15 protein-coding genes are annotated in these 13,202 nt (G+C 37.2%); 4 read left to right on the top strand and 11 right to left on the bottom strand.

Annotated elements, in window-relative coordinates; all coding sequences use genetic code 11:
- Nucleotides 1-37: 37 nt before the first annotated feature.
- From ACRPLY_RS11145 to ACRPLY_RS11135, 3 genes are all read right to left on the bottom strand, one after another.
- The gene (locus ACRPLY_RS11145; protein WP_099331172.1) at nt 38-661 is read right to left on the bottom strand and encodes an FMN-binding negative transcriptional regulator; all 624 of its coding nucleotides are present in this window, start codon (nt 659-661) and stop codon (nt 38-40) included.
- 273 nt (nt 662-934) lie between these two features.
- Nucleotides 935-1,312, bottom strand: coding sequence for a hypothetical protein (locus ACRPLY_RS11140; RefSeq protein WP_098999213.1), 378 nt, complete (start codon nt 1,310-1,312; stop codon nt 935-937).
- 23 nt (nt 1,313-1,335) lie between these two features.
- Nucleotides 1,336-1,509 carry a hypothetical protein gene (locus ACRPLY_RS11135; RefSeq protein ID WP_167387325.1) on the bottom strand — a complete coding sequence of 58 codons (174 nt, stop codon included), beginning with the start codon at nt 1,507-1,509 and terminating at the stop codon, nt 1,336-1,338.
- Between the two features lie 293 nt (nt 1,510-1,802).
- Between ACRPLY_RS11135 and ACRPLY_RS11130 the strand changes: the two genes are divergently transcribed.
- Nucleotides 1,803-2,375 (top strand): CBO0543 family protein, encoded by a 573-nt coding sequence (locus tag ACRPLY_RS11130; RefSeq protein WP_028414613.1) that lies wholly within the window; start codon nt 1,803-1,805, stop codon nt 2,373-2,375.
- Nucleotides 2,376-2,551: 176 nt separating this feature from the next.
- On the opposite strand, the gene phaZ is transcribed toward ACRPLY_RS11130, so the two are convergent.
- The 3 genes from phaZ to ACRPLY_RS11115 form a co-directional block, all read right to left on the bottom strand.
- Nucleotides 2,552-3,448 (bottom strand): intracellular short-chain-length polyhydroxyalkanoate depolymerase, encoded by an 897-nt coding sequence (gene phaZ, locus ACRPLY_RS11125; protein WP_325077612.1) that lies wholly within the window; start codon nt 3,446-3,448, stop codon nt 2,552-2,554.
- Nucleotides 3,449-3,655: 207 nt separating this feature from the next.
- Entirely contained in the window at nt 3,656-3,847 is a 192-nt protein-coding gene (locus ACRPLY_RS11120; protein ID WP_013058089.1) for a hypothetical protein, read from the bottom strand.
- Between the two features lie 89 nt (nt 3,848-3,936).
- Complete coding sequence (locus tag ACRPLY_RS11115) at nt 3,937-4,467, bottom strand: ECF transporter S component (RefSeq protein ID WP_028414615.1); 531 nt, start codon at nt 4,465-4,467, stop codon at nt 3,937-3,939.
- Between the two features lie 422 nt (nt 4,468-4,889).
- Here ACRPLY_RS11115 and ACRPLY_RS11110 point away from each other — a divergent pair, with 422 nt between their 5' ends.
- Together ACRPLY_RS11110 and ACRPLY_RS11105 are read left to right on the top strand one after the other, a co-directional pair.
- A complete protein-coding gene (locus ACRPLY_RS11110; protein ID WP_325077611.1) occupies nt 4,890-5,393 on the top strand; it encodes a DUF1456 family protein in 504 nt (167 codons plus the stop codon).
- Nucleotide 5,394: 1 nt separating this feature from the next.
- Entirely contained in the window at nt 5,395-6,102 is a 708-nt protein-coding gene (locus ACRPLY_RS11105; RefSeq protein ID WP_432231857.1) for a M48 family metallopeptidase, read from the top strand.
- 42 nt (nt 6,103-6,144) lie between these two features.
- Here the strand turns inward: ACRPLY_RS11105 and fbp are convergent, their stop codons facing one another.
- Nucleotides 6,145-8,073, bottom strand: coding sequence for a fructose-1,6-bisphosphatase (gene fbp, locus ACRPLY_RS11100; RefSeq protein ID WP_325077608.1), 1,929 nt, complete (start codon nt 8,071-8,073; stop codon nt 6,145-6,147).
- Nucleotides 8,074-8,940: 867 nt separating this feature from the next.
- Nucleotides 8,941-9,816 (bottom strand): YitT family protein, encoded by an 876-nt coding sequence (locus ACRPLY_RS11095; RefSeq protein ID WP_013058095.1) that lies wholly within the window; start codon nt 9,814-9,816, stop codon nt 8,941-8,943.
- Between the two features lie 289 nt (nt 9,817-10,105).
- Between ACRPLY_RS11095 and ACRPLY_RS11090 the strand changes: the two genes are divergently transcribed.
- Nucleotides 10,106-10,306 carry a cold-shock protein gene (locus ACRPLY_RS11090; RefSeq protein ID WP_029714163.1) on the top strand — a complete coding sequence of 67 codons (201 nt, stop codon included), beginning with the start codon at nt 10,106-10,108 and terminating at the stop codon, nt 10,304-10,306.
- Nucleotides 10,307-10,503: 197 nt separating this feature from the next.
- Here ACRPLY_RS11090 and ACRPLY_RS11085 read toward each other — a convergent pair whose 3' ends face one another.
- From ACRPLY_RS11085 to ACRPLY_RS11075, 3 genes are all read right to left on the bottom strand, one after another.
- Complete coding sequence (locus ACRPLY_RS11085) at nt 10,504-10,677, bottom strand: hypothetical protein (RefSeq protein WP_165636422.1); 174 nt, start codon at nt 10,675-10,677, stop codon at nt 10,504-10,506.
- 207 nt (nt 10,678-10,884) lie between these two features.
- Nucleotides 10,885-11,088: a cold-shock protein gene (locus ACRPLY_RS11080; RefSeq protein WP_014459099.1), complete on the bottom strand. Its 204-nt coding sequence runs from the start codon at nt 11,086-11,088 to the stop codon at nt 10,885-10,887.
- A 290-nt stretch (nt 11,089-11,378) separates the two neighbouring features.
- Nucleotides 11,379-12,782 (bottom strand): MFS transporter, encoded by a 1,404-nt coding sequence (locus tag ACRPLY_RS11075; protein WP_165636421.1) that lies wholly within the window; start codon nt 12,780-12,782, stop codon nt 11,379-11,381.
- Nucleotides 12,783-13,202 lie beyond the last annotated feature (420 nt).

Below are 13,202 nucleotides of genomic sequence, written 5' to 3'. Positions count from 1 at the left end.
TTTAAGCTACCGAATAGATCATTCTTTTAACTAGCCCTTACTTTTTAAGCGCGCGCTGCACATTTTGTTTCATCAGGGCTGCAATTTTCTTTTCATTTTCACGCGACGTCTGCTCTAATTTTTCTATAACTAGCTGCTGTCTCTCTGCTGAATGATTTTGACTTATCTTTTGTTTGCCTTCCATTTTAGTGATATCGATTTTAAATCCAACGATTCCTTTACTTAAACCATTCATATAAGCAGGATCAACGTCATTTAGTGTATATGTACTGCTCGGACTTTCATATTTCTCCACCATCTTCCTCAGCAGCCCAAGCAGTTCTGCTGGTTCTTCAATCATTTTCATCGTTCCATACACGTGAACAGCTTCATAATTCCATGTTGGTACAGCTTGATTCGTTTCATACCAAGACGGTGAAATATAGCAGTGAGGCCCTTGAAACACAATCAAAATATCTTGATTTTCAGCATCTTTCCACTGCTGATTCGGACGAGCAAAATGTCCGTATAAAGCTTTTTCTTTCCGGTTTAACATCAGGGGCAAATGAGTAGCATAAGGCTTTTCGTTATGATACGAAAACAAAGTGGCGAATCCATTATCTTCAATAAAATCATACATGATTTGTTCATCATTCACTTTAAAATACTTTGGAATATACATCGGCGCTTCTCCTTTATCTCTTATTTAGTAAAAGATATAATACTATACGCGTTTGCAACAGCGTCAGTTATGAACTTTTTATGGAGGTCAGCAAACATTTAACCATTTATGAATCGATTTTTTAAGAAGTTTATGCTACACTGGTGCGATGTAAACCGCCGATTTTTTACATGTATTTATTTAGCACATGATGCAATTAGATAGCTGTTGGCTAAATAAAGCTCCCGGAACTCAAAAAAGAAGAGCTTGTTTAAAACAGCTCATTTCTCACGTTTATCTATACAATTGAGGATTTCTTTCTCGTTTGATAGGTCCGCCTTTGGCTATATGCCACTCAATGACGCGGTCGGTTAAACGATCGTATACGTCGTCTTCTAAGTATGGATCTTCTGCCGAAGTGAACAAGATGTGAACATCGGCTTTTATTTCGGCTAACATAGCTGCGCTGAATACGTCCGGGTCATTTAATACGTCTAGTATATATAGCACTAGCATCTCAAATCCGCCGTCCCAATTGGCATTTCCGTTGCCTTGAGCTTCACAGCGAAGCTTTTCAATGGCTCGGATGACCTCGCCTTCTACGATATCCGACTGCCCATTTCTCGGAACATAGTTTAACCATAGTTCTTTTGCTTCGTCAAAATATTTCATTCTGCACTCCTTTCTTCTGAACTTTATTCTTTTTTGTTTCTTTGATTCATCGTCGTTCCAAAAACAACGCCTAATGATGTCCCAATCGCAATACCAAACCCGATATTATCCATCAACATTCCAAGAGAAGCCCCCATTGCAACACCTAAACCTAATCCTACCCCTAGATAATCTGTCTTTTTCTTTTCTTCAGACAAAAAATCACTCCTTGTTGCTACTATTTTATTGATACCTTTTATACGTAAAAAACGCGCTAAAAGTTTCATAAAAATGGAAAAAAGCAGTTACTTTAACTGCTTTTTAGATAATTAGCTGATAAACGGCCTCTCCGAGCAGCAAAATCGACGTAAGCATGCAGATAAAACCGAATACATACATCGTTTTACGTGCAGAAAAATACAAACAACTCAACAGGGAAAGGTATCCAAACCTTAAGAAAAGGGCAGTTTAAAAATAAAAAACTTTTCTTACTTAAAAAGGATGGATCACGTTGACAACCAATCAAAAGGAATATCTTGAAAAAATACATAGTATACAGGAAGATCTCTCCAAAACGTGGGCTGAATATTGGCATCACTACTCCACTCCAGGCTCTTGGCAGTTTTGGGTGACCTTGGGCGCTTTTATTTTACCTTTAGTCATTCTCTATTTTTTTATTGATCGAAAAAAAGCCTTTCACTTAGGGTTTTATGGATTTAACGTGCACGTTTGGTTTCACTATAGTGACACCGCTGGAGTTTATAACGGGCTGTGGACGTATCCTTACCAAATCAACACAATCATACCCGTAAGCTTTAGCCTAGATGCTTCGCTTATTCCCGTTGCTTTTATGCTTCTCTATCAATGGACGATCAACCATCATAAAAATTATTATTTATATGCAACGGCTCTTTGTTTATTTTTTGCTTTTATTTTCAAACCATTATTAACAGGGATCGGCTTTTTCCAGCTGCATGAATGGGCTACTTACGGTTATTTATTTGTATTTTATCTCGGGGTGATAGTGCTATCAAAATGGATTACCAATCTGTTTCTTTATTTTGAAAAGCAGCATTCAATATGATAAGTGGCATCAATAAAAAACGTAAGCACCTTCAAAAGACCTTACGTTTTTTTGCTTATTTTCTTTACTAATTGTCAGCTTCCTCAAAAAACAGCTTTCTTTTCTTAATGTTAATTTAGAACATGCTGCATCTAGCAATAATAAAACTTCTGTTACTAAGGAGAATGGCAATTTTCCTAAGCCCTGCTTAACTTAGCGTTGTATAAGTCCATTAAACTGCTTAAATCATCTAACAACGGGCAGTGGCCTACACCTTTCATGATTTTTAACGTTGCATTTTCCCCTATGCCTTTTGCGATGTCAGATGCATCTCTTGTTGAAACCATCTTATCTTCATCTCCTTGAATAACCATAGTAGGAATCGTGATTCTTTCCACCTCTCCTGTTCCTTGAACAACCCCGTTAAAATCGTTTGAAATGTTAAATCTCATGAGTGCGTAATTGATATCAATTAAGTTGCGCTGCTTGATCGTTCCTTCTAAATACTTTTCAAATTGATCAGCAGACGGCTTATTTTTTGTATATAAAAATTGACGCAGCATCATTTTTAAAAACCATGTGTTTTTTGTTTCTTTCGCGTTTTCTACCATTCTAAATGCTTCTTTTACTTCTTCTTTGGTTTGTATAAAATTGTTAGGAATAGGCAGTTCTAGAAACGTTCTTCTTGGAATGGGATAGCCTTTGATGTTGACGGAGCTTAATAGGATTAAATTTTTGGCATCATTCGGATGATCAATCACATATTGCATAGCAACTGCTCCTCCTAATGACCACCCGCTTATTGTAAAAGCAGACAACTTTAAAGCATCTGCAAACAGTTTGACATCATCTGATAAGTCTTTGATTGTGTGGATAGGTGTATGATAAGTGGAGTCTCCAAACCCTCTTAGGTCGATGGCATAAGCTGTGATATGTTCTGGCAGTTCGTTCATTAACACATCCCAGTTAAGGGAAGAATTCATGTTTCCGTGAATTAACAAAAGCACCTCTTTTCCGCCTTTTTTCATTCGGTAATTTACTGTTTCTCCATTCGGTAATTCTACTTTTGCTTGTTCTAAAGCAGATACGGTCATCGCTATTTTCCTCTTTTCTTATATGATTAGAACGATAGCTATCTTTAATTTTTACATACCCTATTTATCTAGAGTTAAGCAGTTCAAAAGAAGTTGTACAAACACCAAGATGATTGTGCGTCATTCTATTTGCTAAAAAAAGCAGCCAAATACGCGATTCGGCTGCCTTTTTATTATGAAGAAATATACGAATGAGCAACAAGGCCATTACTTTTTCGGTGCGTCTAATGCTTGATAAGCAAGCTGATATTTCCCGCCTTCAGCCACTTCTGCATGGTAGAGAGCTTTAAGAGCAAAGTTTTTTTCAAGGCTGTGCTCTTTCATCAGTCCATTCAGCTTACCTTGCAGTTCCTGATTGTCTTTAATGAGCTGCTTCATCTGTGATTTTAGATATTTCATGGTGTTTTCCGCTCCTTTCACTTGATGAATATCTATCAAGTATATCACTTAAGGATAGGATAATGGTAAAACGACTTACGATTGACGGATTAAATTTGTACCGCTCTGTTCTTTAAGCGCCCTACAAGCGGAACGACAATGATACCGGCGATAACAACTTGCATCACATTGCCTGGTATAGAGCCAAGCGGAAGGATCCAGTTACCGTAAAGAATCACTTCGGCAAAATAGTAGCCCACGATTTTCACAATCAGCGCAGCAACAACTGCCAGTGTGTTGACAAGTGCTCTTTTACCAGGTGCTTTTTCAGAGATAAGACCTGCTAAAAAGCCCATAGCCCCTACAATAATAAACGTAAACGGTGCCCATGCTGTCCAGCCCGAGATCAGATCGAATAACCCCATTCCAAAAGCGCCGGCGATGGCTCCTGTTTTTTTACCGTAAATAAAGGCCGCTATAAAAAGAGGAACGTTGCCTAAATGGATGAGGCCTCCGTTACCCATGATTGGAAGCTTGATGTTGATAAACATTGTCGCTACAAACGTCAGTGCGATAAAAAGCGCATGCATGGATAAAGCTTTGATTTTGGTTGATTCTCTTGGTGAGTATGTTGAATTCATCTGTTGACCTCTTTCTTTTTTTACTACTATCATACTCCTATTTGGATACTAAATAAATATGTAAAACTATTTATTTAGTAGGGTATATCATTCTAGCAGCACACAGAGATCCGCTAACTTCAAAAATTGTCCTATCCGTTCTTAAAAAAATAAAGCTGCCTCTCCTTCCTTTAGCAGACTGCACCTCCTAATTTTTGTTATGGCAAAGTGTCTGTTCGGACATAATATGAGCAAATCGTTCTTTTTCAAGAGTTGACGAAGGCTGATAAATATGAGAAGTTATATGTTTGTAGAAATGAATGGAATAACTTAGAATTCCAGCGGAACCTGTTACTATAATTGTACTGATATTGACCAAGTCCGTTCAGATTGTGGCAGTCATAATTTTTACATACAGCAAGCAAGTTATAGGAGGAGCAAGAATGGATAATAACGATATTTTAATTAGATTACGATATGCCTTGGATTTAAAAAATACAGAAATGGTAGAGATCTTTAATCTTGGCGGAGAAGATGTAACCAAAGAAGACGTATTAAAAATCCTTACGAGAACACCGGATGCAGAAGACGAGGATGCAGTTCATGCGGACGATCATATACCGTGCACGAACAGTATGTTAGATTCTTTTTTAAACGGTTTTATTACCTTTAAAAGAGGAAAACAAGATCCTAAACCAGGACAAGCACCTCCAGCGCCGGTTCAGAGCAATCAAAATATGTATAATGTCTTATTAAAGAAAGTGAAGATCGCTTTATCCCTAACAAGCGAAGAGATGTTAGAAGTATTTGACGACGGTGGAATACGTGTATCTAAAGCAGAATTAGGTGCTTTATTACGAAAAAAAGGCCATAAAAATTACAAACCGTGCAAAGAGAATTTTGCTCGAAAATTCCTAAGAGGCTTAACCGTACAATATAGAGGATAACATGATACACACTTTTTCAAATCAGAGTATCCATTATGAAATACGATATAAAAACCGAAGTTCTTTTGCAATTAAAGTAGACGGATACGGAACGGTCGAAGTCCTTGCTCCTAAAGGAACCTCTACTGAACAAGTACGTATGTTATTAGAGAACAACTGGGCATTAATTCAGCAAAAAATAAATGAAATGAAAGATAGAACGCATGGACCCAAGAAAAAAGTCTATGAACACGGAGAAAGCTTTTTATATGTAGGAAAAAACTATCCGATACAGATTCATCACGATTCGACCATTCCAAAGGATTATGTAGTGTTTGAAGCGAACACGCTTCAGATTTATGTCAATCAGCACGACGATGAAGCGATAAAACAAGCGCTCAAACGTTTTTACTATCAACAATGTAAAGCGCTCGTAACCAAAAGTATCTCCTCCTATCAAAAACATTTTAAAACAAAGCCGCGATCCATTTCGATTTCCGATAGCAAAAAAGCGTGGGGCACGTGTGATTCTAAGCGTCAGCTAACCTTCAACTGGCGGCTGGCAATGGCACCGCAGCACGTCATTGATTACGTAGTCGTTCATGAAATGTGCCACATGGTTCACATGAATCATGATCGTTCCTTTTGGCGTCTTGTCGGGAAAATTATGCCTGATTATCGTGAACAAGAGCACTGGCTGGAAATGTCGAACTGGGAAATGACCGTGTAAAAAAGAGCAGGAGCCTTTAGGCATCCTGCTCTTTTCGTATTTTTAACTATAGCGATATTTTCTTAAATCTTTTAAAATCGAAATTTCTTTTAACAATTCTTCTCCGACATTTGTTTCTAAAACCATTTTTCTTTCTAGTTCTTTATCAACCAATCGCTTTACGGATAAAACGTCCGTTCCTTCTAATAAAATCTCTTCTTTTGAATTAAAGTGTTTGTGAGCAACTAGCTGCATGCCGTAAGAATTATATAATAATGTATATCCAGCGATACCTGTCGTGGATTGATACGCTTTTGAAAAACCGCCGTCAATAACAATCATCTTTCCATTTGCTTTGACCGGGTTTTCTCCTTCGATTTCTTTGACAGGCGTATGACCATTAATAATATGACCGTGATCAGGATTCAGATTAAATTCTGCGAGAATGTTTTGGCAGACTTCCTCATTTTCCCGTAAATAGTAGTATGGATTTTTCTTCTCTTTATGCGTTGCTTTATCACTGATAAAATATCGTTCAAACGTCGTCATGGCGCGTTTCCCAAAGAGTGATGAATATTCTCCTGTCCATAGGTACCAGACCATATCTGTTGCCAAATCATCCGTTTCTTCAGGGTGCGCAAAAGCCTCCTGTAAATAATGTTCAAACACATCAAGCAAGTTACGGCCTGCATACGTTTTATCTTCTATCGTCATTTTTTCCATGTTTCCTTCTTCATCTAAAGGAATGCAGCCGTGTATTAATAAGTTTCCGTTGTATTTCAAATAAAGGCTGCCTTTTTTCATCAGAAACTTCATATGTCTCGCCAGCTTTTCCGAATGCTGCACGGAAAGCAGCATTCTTTCCATTACCTGCTCTTCTTCTTCTAATAGCTGATCAGGCTGCTCGGGGTTAACCGTTGCAAAGCAGCTGTTTTCTAGCGGATACGTGTTTCCGTATATCGTAATTTCATTTTTATCATAATCAATTTTTTCAAGCAACAGCCTTTCTGACATATTAAAGAAAGGACGTCTTTTTATAATCGGACTTTCAAGCTTGAACTGAATCATCGCAATGGCCTGATGAATTTTCGTAATTTGTAGTCGCTCGTGATCGGATAGTTTGTCACTCGAGCTTACTTTTGGTCTAAAAGCAGGATTATCATCATAATATTTCTCCGCCAAGTTAAGCAGCGGTCTTAGGTTAATGCCATATACGTCTTCAATAATATCTAGATTGTCGTATCTCGCGCAGATCCGAATAATATTGGCAAGGCACACTTTCGAGCCCGCAAAAGCGCCTAGCCATAGCACATCGTGGTTTCCCCACTGAATATCAACGGAGTGATAGTTAATCAGCGTATCCATAATTTTATCCGGTTCAGGTCCACGATCATAAATATCCCCTACTACGTGCAGATGGTCCACAACCAATCTTTGCGTCGTATAAGCAAGCCCTATAATAAGTTTATCGGCTTGCCCTAAAGAAATAATCTGCTGAACAATCTTTGTATAGTACTGTTCTTTATTTGTAAATTCATCCGTTTTGTACAGCAATTCTTCAATGATGTACACAAATTGCTCAGGCAATGCTTTACGCAGTTTAGAGCGCGTGTATTTAGAAGAAGCGTACGAGATGAGATTAAGCATACGGTCAATGATTTCTTTATACCATTCATACAGTTCTTTTTTGTTTCGAAACTGCGCTTTAATCAACGGCAATTTTTCTTCAGGATAATACACTAATGTCGCAAATTCATTGATTTCTTGGTCAGATAATACATTTTTAAAAAGATCTTTGATTTTCTCTTTTACATTCCCTGAACCATTTCGCAGCACGTGCTGAAAAGCTTGATACTCGCCGTGTAAATCACTGACAAAATGTTCAGTCCCCTTTGGCAGATGAAGAATAGCTTCAAGGTTAATAATTTCGGTTACCACTTTTTCTTCCGTATCATACTTTTGTGCAAGTAAATCTAGATATTTTGTGTTCAAAACTATGTATCCCCTTTCAACGTTCACCATTTAGTACAATCACTCATCAAGCTTGTGATTATGATGTTAAATACCTTTTATTTAACTCTTCTCTTTTTTCTCCACGCCTCACCCCTTTATTTTAACCTATTTTACGTATGGGTAAAATGGTATAAAGTCTATTTGTCTATAAAGATTAAGCGGTCTTGCCCCCTTGAAGATGATAGCTAGCTGGTAACAAAAAAAACCTGCTGATCTTAGTCAGCAGGTTCGATACATATGAAAGAAGCGTACATAATTAAGAAAGTTTACTCCGACCTCTATACAATAGCAGAGTTTTTCTTCCCTCGCTGTGAGAAAACGCACAGCGCCAAGTCCTTGGTGGTGGTACGATAAAGATGACCTTTCTGAGACAGGAAAAGTCATCCTTTGTATGATATAAGAATCATCATTCTGTTGAATCTCTGTTCTTCTACGTTCAGAGATTTTTTCTGTTGGCTTTGTTAAATACAGCACGAGAGGAAAGTGAATACAAATACATATGGTACACGTAGGCTATCTGAGTCTGCTGTTTGACGACGGAAGAAGTTGTATGTGGCTTTTCCGAGTAACAATTGCTTCTATTATAATATGGAACGCTGTTGTCAAGTTTCCAAAGAAGAAACACAAAGGAAAAATCATTACGTGAATGTATGCAGGTACCCTATCTACTTTAACTCTGACCGTCTCACTTTTTCAGCATATCCGATTTTAAAACCCTCCGCTCAGCATGTGGATTTTACGATATAAAAAAGCAGCGGATGTAAAACATCACGCTGCTTTTTCTTATCTCTACACGCCTAAGTAAAAAAGGATGTGGTAGAGTGTTCTTACAATGTATTGATGATGTTAGTGAATATTATTCTTTCGGAAATTACCGCCTTTAACTTCGGCTACGTCATATACCGTAACAAAAGCCGTCGGGTCAATTTCATTAATAATTTCTTTCATTTTGCTTTCTTCCAAGCGGTTGATTACACATGTGATTTCCTTGAATTTCTCATGGGAGTATCCGCCGTAAGCTTCTTTATATGTAGCGCTTCGACCTAAACGATCACGTATTGTCTCTACCATTAACGCAGGCTGAGAAGTGATAATTTGGAAGGTTTTCGATCCGCTTAGACCTACTTCTACGATGTGAATAACTTTGGATGCAATAAAGTATGCAATTGCAGAAAGAATCGCGCCTTGCAGACCAAATACTAATGAAACAAAAATAAAGACAAACGCATTTAAGAACAAAATAAGATCACTTGTTCCAAACGGCAGTTTTCGAGAAAGCAGTACAGCTAGCATATCGATGCCATCTAGCGCGCCGCCATTACGCAGTGCAATTCCCATTCCAAAACCAAGGATAATACCGCCGACAACGGTTACGAGTAGTGTATCTCCTTCAATAATCGCTGGAGTATGATGCATGAGGCTTGTCCCGACAGCTAGTGAGACGATTCCGAGGATGGAAAATATAGCAAAACTTTTCCCGATTTGTTGATACCCTAACCATACAAAAGGAATGTTAATAACGGCAATGAGAACTCCTAGTGGTAAGCCAAATAGGTTTGAAGCAACGATACTAATGCCTGTTACTCCTCCATCTGAAACGTGGTTTGGAATTAAGACAGTTTCTAAGCCGTAAGCTGCAATAATCCCTCCGATAATGACCATTAGTGCTCGGAAAGCAATTTTTAGGCGCTTAGGCCTGTGGTGTTTTTTAGTTGTGTTCATATAATTCCTCGCTTTTAAATGTTTTTTACTATTTAAGTGTACCACAAACATTCTCTTTATTTGAACTGAGGAGGCTTACGTATCGGTTTTTAGCTCACATAGTGAAAAATAGACAAAGGAGAACTTCTAGCTGTACAGACTCTATCCTTGCAATACGTCATCATTTCTGTTAAGTTTAAGAAGAATTATTTTTGTTCGGCAAAGATTGATAAGTTACATAACTTTCGTCTATAGATTTGAGCAAGGATAGTAACACAATGTGTGCGTGTCACACTAGGAGGCAACAATTATGGAACAAGGTAAAGTAAAATGGTTTAACGCAGAAAAAGGTTTTGGATTCATCGAACGCGAAAACGGAGACGATGTATTTGTACATTTCTCAGCAATCCAAAGCGAAGGCTTCAAATCTTTAGACGAAGGTCAAGAAGTTACATTTGAAGTAGAACAAGGTCAACGCGGCCCTCAAGCTACTAACGTTCAAAAAGCGTAATCCATCATAAATAGAAAAAGACAGACTCCATGGAGTCTGTCTTTTTCATTACTTTGAAAATGTAATAATAAAACCCTATCCACTGAGGAATAGGGCTTATTAATACAAAAATAGTAATCGGTAATACAAATGGTAAACTCAGTATAGCATAGTATTGGCGTAATCCAAACTATAAATCAATATTTCTTCATAAATAATTATGATTCGTGTTTCATTAACTCTTCTTCAAAGAAAAATGTACTTGGATATTTATCAACTGTATAAGAATATCTTTTCATATTTTTCACATACTGACTTTTTACAATGATCACTATTTCATTAGATGCTTTTATACTTACTGTTTCTCCATTAGCAAATAAGCTTATAGTCATATCCTTCATCCTCTCTTATATCAAAAACAATTAAATTTTTAACTTTATTTATCGGGAAATATAATGTGCAGCTTATATTTGAGACGTTATCAGCATTCTGATAGTCAGCAACCTTTTCCAACGGCTAGTCCAATGAAGATTTCTTTTTTAATTATTAGAATCCAAAGCAAAAAGACCCCTATGTGGAGTCTTTTTACGTTGGATTAATTATGCTACTTTATGAACGTTAGCAGCTTGTGCTCCGCGTTGACCTTGTTCAATGTCAAACGTTACTTTTTGACCTTCTTCTAACGATTTAAAGCCTTCACCTTGAATAGAGCTGAAATGTACGAATACATCGTCTCCGCCTTCAACTTCAATAAAGCCGAAGCCTTTGTCTGCATTAAACCATTTCACTGTACCTTGTTCCATAATATTGCCTCCTGGTGTGGAATACTCCACGCTTGTATTACTACCCTTGTCCAACCATACTATCTTAAGATAAAAAATTCTATAGAAGAGATTTCTCTTCTCTCAATCTTATACCGAACAAAAATAATTAACTTAATCGTAACATACGGAATCGCAGATAGCAAATACAGGGAATGAGATAAGTCTTTGTATGGCAAAAAAATCCTTCTCTTTGCTATACAAAGAGAAGGATTTTTTTAAGTGTTCATATTCTGCACAGCAGTGAATGTAGCAGCTGCTTATTATTTACTTTATTTTTCTGTTTGCTCTGTGTGCCACCATAATGAATCTTTTGGATTTTCAACCGCTTCATTGTACTCAGACTTAGAAGCAACTGTAGGGTATGAACCTTTCAGTGATTTTCCTGCCGTGTTCGCGAACAGGAACAAGATTACGAAAAATCCGATGATGCTCACGATGGTTAAATAGAACGCTGGAGCTAAGTGATTGCCCGTTGCGTGAACTAACCATGTCGCAACTAATGGCGTCGTTCCACCAAAGATAGAAACTGAAACATTAAACGTAATCGCTAATGTTCGGTAGCGAATATCTGTGTAGAACATCGTTGGCAGCGTTCCAGGCATTGTTCCTTCATACGTGGCAAGGAAGATACCTAGAATAAGAATACCGATTGAAACAAAGACTAAACCATTTAAGTTGATTAAATAGAACGAAAAGGCTGACAGTAAGCTCAATCCGCCTAAACCGATTAAGAAAACTTTCTTGTTTCCGATTTTATCGCTCAGTTTTCCAAACATAAGGGCAAGCGGCACCATTAAAATCATAACTGCCGTAATTAATACCGTACCAACTGTGTTTGATAAACCAATAATTTCATTTAAATAAGAAGGCATATAAGATAATAGCATGTAGTTTGTAATGTTAAAGAAAGCCACGGCTACGAAACAAACAAACACGTCTTTTTTGTGATTTTTTAAAATAGAGAGGAAGCCTTCTTCTTCCACTTCGTCTTCGTTAGAAAGTTCATTTTCAAAAATAGGTGTTTCCCCTAAACTTCTTCGTAAATAAAAACCAATAAGTCCTAAAGGCAATCCTAATAAGAAGGGAATTCTCCAGCCCCATGAGGCCATCTGTTTATCCGACAGAAGAATAAACAGCAAGCTAGCTAGCAGTGAAGCAAGAATATAACCAACAAGTGTACCGATTTCTAGTCCACTTCCAAGCATATTACGCTTATTATCTGGAGACGACTCTGCAATATACACCATCGCACCAGCATATTCACCACCAGTTGAAAAACCTTGAATGATTCGTGCAATTAATAAAAGAATGGGTGCCCATATACCGATTTGGTCATATGTAGGTAATAAACCAATGAGCAATGTGGAGAAGGCCATTAAAATAATGGTGGTGGTTAAAACGACTTTTCTTCCTAACTTGTCTCCAATTTTACCGAATATAACACCGCCCAATGGACGCATTAAAAAGGCAATCGCAAATGTGGCAAATGTGAATACTAATTTGAGCTGATCATTTTCAACTGCACTAAAAAAGTTTTGACTAATAATCACGGCTAAATATGAATACAAGCCAAAATCAAACCATTCCATCGCGTTTCCTACTCCTGTAGCAAAGACGCTTTTTTTAGCTTTGTCAATATCTACGACGTTAATTTTTTTCTTGTTAAACTTCATTTCATCACGTCACCTCCGCGGTATACGATTATACAAGACTGAGTAGTAAAGTCAAATTTGACTTACTGTAATTCATACGTAACTGTCTTGGAACACTACTTATTTTTAAGTAAAAAACAAAAAATATTCATCTGGCGGTAAATATAAAAAAGGTTGCTGCTAAAGGGGTTAGAGAAAAAATGCTAAAGAATAATCGTTGATAAAGAAATTAATTAAAAATAAAATAATTTTTCATTTCAACGTACAATTCACGGATCATAATTTCCACTCAGATCACCTGACAATTATTGTCACAACCCATTAGATACAAGCTTCATTTTTGCAATGAATACACGGTTTTCATTACAAAAATTATGTAAACTTAGTAATAAATTATAAAGCTCGTTCTAATAATTGTAACAGTGTATGATTCTGCCCTTA

Origin of the sequence: Priestia sp. TGN 0903 (assembly GCF_050846855.1) — a bacterium.
Taxonomy (GTDB): Bacteria; Bacillota; Bacilli; order Bacillales; family Bacillaceae_H; genus Priestia; species Priestia zanthoxyli.
Note: the sequence above shows the minus strand (reverse complement) of the source record. Positions and strands in the feature narration are given on the sequence as shown.

Bases quoted from the DNA above. Each gene is read 5' to 3' on its own strand.
- ACRPLY_RS11145 (WP_099331172.1), bottom strand. From the start codon at position 661: ATGTATATTCCAAAGTATTTTAAAGTGAATGATGAACAAATCATGTAT.
- ACRPLY_RS11140 (WP_098999213.1), bottom strand. From the start codon at position 1,312: ATGAAATATTTTGACGAAGCAAAAGAACTATGGTTAAACTATGTTCCG.
- phaZ (WP_325077612.1), bottom strand. From the start codon at position 3,448: ATGACCGTATCTGCTTTAGAACAAGCAAAAGTAGAATTACCGAATGGA.
- ACRPLY_RS11120 (WP_013058089.1), bottom strand. From the start codon at position 3,847: ATGAAATATCTAAAATCACAGATGAAGCAGCTCATTAAAGACAATCAG.
- ACRPLY_RS11115 (WP_028414615.1), bottom strand. From the start codon at position 4,467: ATGAATTCAACATACTCACCAAGAGAATCAACCAAAATCAAAGCTTTA.
- ACRPLY_RS11110 (WP_325077611.1), top strand. From the start codon at position 4,890: ATGGATAATAACGATATTTTAATTAGATTACGATATGCCTTGGATTTA.
- ACRPLY_RS11105 (WP_432231857.1), top strand. From the start codon at position 5,395: ATGATACACACTTTTTCAAATCAGAGTATCCATTATGAAATACGATAT.
- ACRPLY_RS11095 (WP_013058095.1), bottom strand. From the start codon at position 9,816: ATGAACACAACTAAAAAACACCACAGGCCTAAGCGCCTAAAAATTGCT.
- ACRPLY_RS11090 (WP_029714163.1), top strand. From the start codon at position 10,106: ATGGAACAAGGTAAAGTAAAATGGTTTAACGCAGAAAAAGGTTTTGGA.
- ACRPLY_RS11085 (WP_165636422.1), bottom strand. From the start codon at position 10,677: ATGACTATAAGCTTATTTGCTAATGGAGAAACAGTAAGTATAAAAGCA.
- ACRPLY_RS11080 (WP_014459099.1), bottom strand. From the start codon at position 11,088: ATGGAACAAGGTACAGTGAAATGGTTTAATGCAGACAAAGGCTTCGGC.
- ACRPLY_RS11075 (WP_165636421.1), bottom strand. From the start codon at position 12,782: ATGAAGTTTAACAAGAAAAAAATTAACGTCGTAGATATTGACAAAGCT.